At 61.1% G+C, this 4848-nt stretch carries 4 protein-coding genes; all 4 read right to left on the bottom strand.

Annotated features, from left to right (window positions below; genetic code table 11):
* Window positions 1-192: 192 nt before the first annotated feature.
* The 4 genes from ADADOO_RS04890 to ntrB all read right to left on the bottom strand — a co-directional run bounded on the left by ADADOO_RS04890 (window position 193) and on the right by ntrB (window position 4703).
* The gene (locus tag ADADOO_RS04890) at window positions 193-858 is read right to left on the bottom strand and encodes a response regulator (RefSeq protein WP_511275498.1); all 666 of its coding nucleotides are present in this window, start codon (window positions 856-858) and stop codon (window positions 193-195) included.
* Between the two features lie 2 nt (window positions 859-860).
* Window positions 861-2801, bottom strand: coding sequence for a type IV pili methyl-accepting chemotaxis transducer N-terminal domain-containing protein (locus ADADOO_RS04885; RefSeq protein ID WP_511275497.1), 1941 nt, complete (start codon window positions 2799-2801; stop codon window positions 861-863).
* Window positions 2802-2952: 151 nt separating this feature from the next.
* Window positions 2953-3753, bottom strand: a complete 801-nt coding sequence (locus ADADOO_RS04880; protein WP_511275495.1) for an ABC transporter ATP-binding protein — start codon at window positions 3751-3753, stop codon at window positions 2953-2955.
* 14 nt (window positions 3754-3767) lie between these two features.
* Complete coding sequence (gene ntrB, locus ADADOO_RS04875; protein ID WP_511275493.1) at window positions 3768-4703, bottom strand: nitrate ABC transporter permease; 936 nt, start codon at window positions 4701-4703, stop codon at window positions 3768-3770.
* Window positions 4704-4848: the final 145 nt, after the last annotated feature.

Raw genomic sequence — 4848 nt, 5'->3', positions numbered from 1 at the left:
GCACGTCAAGGATTTGTCGCAAACCTACGAACATCTGCAGCGGACTCACCCGATTTCGTCATAGCAGACGCATCTTTGCCAGACTGGCGGTGCGCACCAAACCCCCTCCGTCAAGGTCGGGGTTTTTTCATTTCAGTTTTGGCCAAAATTTTCGGTTGACCGTAGCAAACGCCCGGCCCCGATGCCGGCAGGTCAGTTGTGGCGGGGTTGGGCGTAGCCGTGTTCGACAGCATAAAGCGCGACCTGGACACGGCTGCTCATGTTCAGTTTTTTGAAAATATTCTGCACGTGAATCTTGACCGTGCTTTCGGCCAGATCGAGCTTGCGGGCGATTTCCTTATTGCTTTCGCCGTGCGCCAGAGAGAGCAGGATGTCGCGTTCGCGCGGCGAAAAACGATCGCGCTCGCCGCCCGCGGCTTCGGCCTTCGGCGGATTGCGCACGCCCTGGATCAGTTTGGCCGTCATTTGTTGCGAAACGACTGACTCGCCCTGGGCGGCGCGCCGGATGGCATCGATCAGGGCATCAGTTTCGATATTCTTGAGCAGATAGCCGCTGGCCCCGGCCCGCAAGGCATCGACCAGATCCTGCGCGTCCTCCGACACGGTCAGCATCAAGACGCTGACTTCCGGCATTTCCTCGGCGATGACCTTGACCGCTTCAAGCCCGGACACGCCGGACATGTGGAGGTCGAGCAGGGTCACGTCGGGTTTCAGCGAACGCGCGCGCTTGATGCCTTCAAGCCCGTCACCGGCCTCGCCGACGACCTCGAAATCATCATTGCGCTGGAGCAGGGATTTGATACCGCTGCGAAACAGCGTGTGGTCGTCGACCAGCAGGACACGGATTTTTTCGCTCATATTCAGGCAACCTCTTTGTTTTCGCGGGGCAGGGTCAAGGTAACCCGGGAACCCTCGCCCGGTTTCGATGCGACGCGACATTCACCGCCAATGCGGTGCGCGCGCTCGCGCATTATTTTCAGGCCGACATGCCGGTCAGACAAGCAATTCGGATCGCTTTCCGGATCGAAGCCGACGCCATCATCCTCTATTTCGACGCCAATCCGGCCTATTTCACGCTTGACGACGACCCGCACCTGGCTGGCCTTGGCGTGCTTGCGGATGTTGGACAGGGATTCCTGGACGATGTGCATGATCTGGATTTCGTCGGTCGGCACCTGCGCGGCGCCGCTGCCGATGCGCTCGAAGGCCGTGGCGATGCCGGTCTGCCCCTCGAATTTTTCCAGCGTGGACTGGATGGCCGTGTCGAGGTCGGACTGATGGACGCGGGTCCGGAAATGGACGAGCAATTCGCGCACATCGTCGTAGCTTTCCTGCACGCCCTCACGCAGTTGGCCGGCGGTCTGCATGGCCTCTTCGACCTTGCCCTTGCGCAGGGAGTCCTGCAGCAACTGGACCTGGATGTTGAGAAAGGCCAGGCCCTGGGCGATTGAGTCGTGCAATTCCTGGGCAAGCAGGTTGCGCTCCTCGGAGACCGCCAGTTCCTTCTCGCGCGATTTGAGGCGCTGATTTTCGATGGCCACACCGAGGTGATGCCCGAGCGTTTCGAGCAGATGGATTTGCGGCTCGGACAGCGCCTGCGGCCGCTTGAAATAGAGGTTGTAAACGCCGAGTTTCTGCTTGTCGTAAAGAATGCTGAAGGCGGTCGCCGTGGCGAATCCCTCGCGGATGCAGGTCCGCAATTTCATGCCCGGCGGCGGGTTGACCGTAGCAAAGGCGGCCGAAACACCGGTCTGGAAGACTTCGCCGCACAAGCAGTCGCCGCAATTCATTTCGGCCTCGTGGTCGAGGAAATCGACGGACAGGCCTTGATGGGTAATCAAAAACAACCGGTCCGACGGCTGTTCGTACATGCGCACGGCGCCGGCATCCGCCCCCAGAGCATTCATGATCCGGTCGAGAAAGCCCTCGCTGAGCACCGTTACCGGGGCCGGCTCGCTGAGAAAGGTGGTCGCCGAATAGAGGATGCTTAATTCGTGATTGCGCTGGGCGAGGCGCTGGGTTTCGGCCGCGACCCGCTGCTCCAGCGTGTTGTAAACACTTTGCAGGTGCTCGGCCATCTGGTTGAAGCCGAAGGCCAGGCCGCCCAATTCGTCATCGCTGGCGACCGGGACGCGTACCGTCAGATCGTCGCTCGTCATGCGCTGCATACCGGCATGCAGTGCGCCGACCGGCCCGATGACGAGACGCGAGAAATAGTGAATCAGGACGACCGTGCCAACGATCGCCAGGGCGACCAGGGCCGCCTGCACCGTGCGCAGCAGATTAGTATCGAAGGCGTAGGTGCGCTCCATGGCCAGCGCCAGTTCGTTGATTTTGCTGACGAAGGGTTCGAGCTCGGCATCGAAACGATTCACGGCGTTCTCGCGCTCGGCCCGCACACCGGCCAGGTAGCCGGCAACCAGCGGTCGCACCGTGTCACGCCAGACCTGTTCAACGGTTTGCAGGCGTTCCTGCACCTCGGCATTGCGCGGCGACGACAATGGGCGAGCCGGGTCGCCCTGTTGCAGGTCGCGCAGGACCTTGTCGAAACGCTGTATTTCTTCGCCCAAGGCGAGCGAGGCGCCGGCCGTCGGCGCCTTTGCCTCAAGATCGCGCGCCATCAGATGGCCCATGCGGTAGGTCCGCATGCGCTGGCTACCCGCATCGTTAATCGCCGCAGCGACCCCTTCCAGTTGCCAGGAAATGAGCAGGGTCAACCCGATGACCGAGGCGGCCACCAGAAAAAAGGCGACCAGTATGCCGATAATCTTGCGCGACAGCTTGCCCGGTTTGGCCAGCATCAATCATTGTCCCAAAATCGAATGGCCTAACCTTAGCGCCCAGCCCGGGGGAAAGCAAAGGAGATGGATCAAGAAAAAGCCCGCCGGTTTGACCCGGCGGGCAAAAGTCGCTTCGGAGAGCGCGCCGCGACGATGAATCGATTGACTCGGTTCAGGCGGCCTGCTTTTCGACGTGCGCCTGTTTTTCGTAAAGGAATTCGAGCACGGCTGCGCGGTAGGCGATGTAGGCCGGATCGTGGGCGAGGGTCAGGCGATGACGCGGGCGCGGCAGATTCACCGCCAGGATTTCGCCGACGGTTGCCGCCGGGCCGTTGGTCATCATGACGATCTTGTCGGAGAGCAGCACGGCTTCGTCGACATCGTGGGTGACCATGACCGTGGTCGCCTGGGTCGCCTCGCAGATGCGCATGAGTTCCTCCTGCAGCTTGGCGCGGGTCAGGGCGTCGAGAGCGCCGAACGGCTCGTCCATGAGCAGCACCTTGGGCTCCATCGACAGCGCCCGGGCGATGCCGACGCGCTGCTTCATGCCACCGGAGATTTCATGCGGATACTTGCTGCTGGCGTGGTCGAGGCCGACCAGGCTGATCGCGGCGGCCGTCCGGTCGCGCAGTTTCTGCTTGCCTTCCTTGGTGCCGAAAACAGTTTCGACGGCCAGATAGACGTTCTCGAAGCAGGTCAGCCAGGGCAGCAGGCTGTGGTTCTGAAAAACCACGGCGCGTTCCGGGCCGGGGCCGGCGATTTCGCGGTCTTCGAGTAGCAGCACGCCATCGGTCGGCTTGGTCAGGCCGGCGATGAGATTGAGCAGCGTCGATTTGCCGCAGCCGGAGTGGCCGATCAGCGCGACGAACTCGCCTTGCTTGATGGTCAGGTTGATGTCGCGCAGGGCGACAAATTTGCCCTTCTTGGTGTCGAAGGTCTGACCAACGGTTTGAATTTGTACGAACTTATCCATGTTGTGCGCTCCGCTCATGACGATTCCTTGGTCAGCTTCCGGGCGAGCAGGATCAGGCTTTGCTCGAGAACCAGGCCGACAATGCCGATGACAAAGATGGCGATGATGATGTGCTCCACCTTCAGGTTGTTCCACTCGTCCCACACCCAGAAGCCGATGCCGACGCCGCCGGTGAGCATTTCAGCGGCAACGATGACCAGCCAGGCGGTGCCGATGGACAGGCGGATGCCGGTCAGGATGTAGGGCAGCACGGCCGGCAGCAGAATCTTGGTGACGACCTTCCACTCGGACAGCGCGAGGACGCGGGCGACGTTGAGGTAATCCTGCGGTACGCGCTGGACGCCCTGGGCGGTGTTCATGATCATCGGCCAGATCGAGCAGATGAAAATGGTGTAGGTCGCCGCCGGGTCGGCCCGCTGGAAAACAAGCAGACCAATCGGCAGCCAAGCCAGCGGCGAAACCGGACGGAGCAGGCTGATGATCGGGTTGATCATGGCCGACAAAAATGCCGAGCGGCCGAGGATGAAGCCGAGCGGAATACCGACCAGCGCGGCAAAGCCAAAGCCGATGCCAACGCGTTGCAGCGAGGACAGGATATTCCAGCCGATGCCCTGATCGTTCGGGCCGTTGCTGTAGAACGGATCGGCGAACAGGATGGTGGCGGCATCCCAGGTTTTGACCGGGCCGGGAATACTGCCGCCTTTCATCGTAGCGATGTACCAGATGCCGATCAGCACCACCATGCCGAGCAGCGGCGGCAAGACGGCCCGGCCAATGCTGGCCAGCCTTTCGCTGAAAGGCGTGCCCGGCTCGGCCGGGGCGGTTACGGTTTTTTCCATTTTCTTTTCCTTGGCAGGCTCGATAGCCGCTTCTATGACCGGCGGGCCGCTAATCCCACGGTCAACCGGAATTTTTGCCCCAAATTCAACATTCATCGTCAGTGCGCTCATGGTTCTCTCCTAAGCGTTTGGTGAGCCGTCATTCCTGCGAAAGCCAGAATGACGGCTCCGGGCTTGCCTTAAGCCTTGATCTTGAAACCATCGGCATACTTGGCCGGATCCTTGCCGTCCCAGACCACGCCATCGATCAGCTTGT

The sequence above is a fragment of the Azonexus sp. genome (assembly GCF_036170495.1).
Lineage (GTDB): Bacteria > Pseudomonadota > Gammaproteobacteria > Burkholderiales > Rhodocyclaceae > Azonexus.
Note: the sequence above shows the minus strand (reverse complement) of the source record. Positions and strands in the feature narration are given on the sequence as shown.

Bases quoted from the DNA above. Each gene is read 5' to 3' on its own strand.
- ADADOO_RS04885 (WP_511275497.1), bottom strand. From the start codon at position 2,801: ATGCTGGCCAAACCGGGCAAGCTGTCGCGCAAGATTATCGGCATACTG.
- ADADOO_RS04880 (WP_511275495.1), bottom strand. From the start codon at position 3,753: ATGGATAAGTTCGTACAAATTCAAACCGTTGGTCAGACCTTCGACACC.
- ADADOO_RS04890 (WP_511275498.1), bottom strand. From the start codon at position 858: ATGAGCGAAAAAATCCGTGTCCTGCTGGTCGACGACCACACGCTGTTT.
- ntrB (WP_511275493.1), bottom strand. From the start codon at position 4,703: ATGAGCGCACTGACGATGAATGTTGAATTTGGGGCAAAAATTCCGGTT.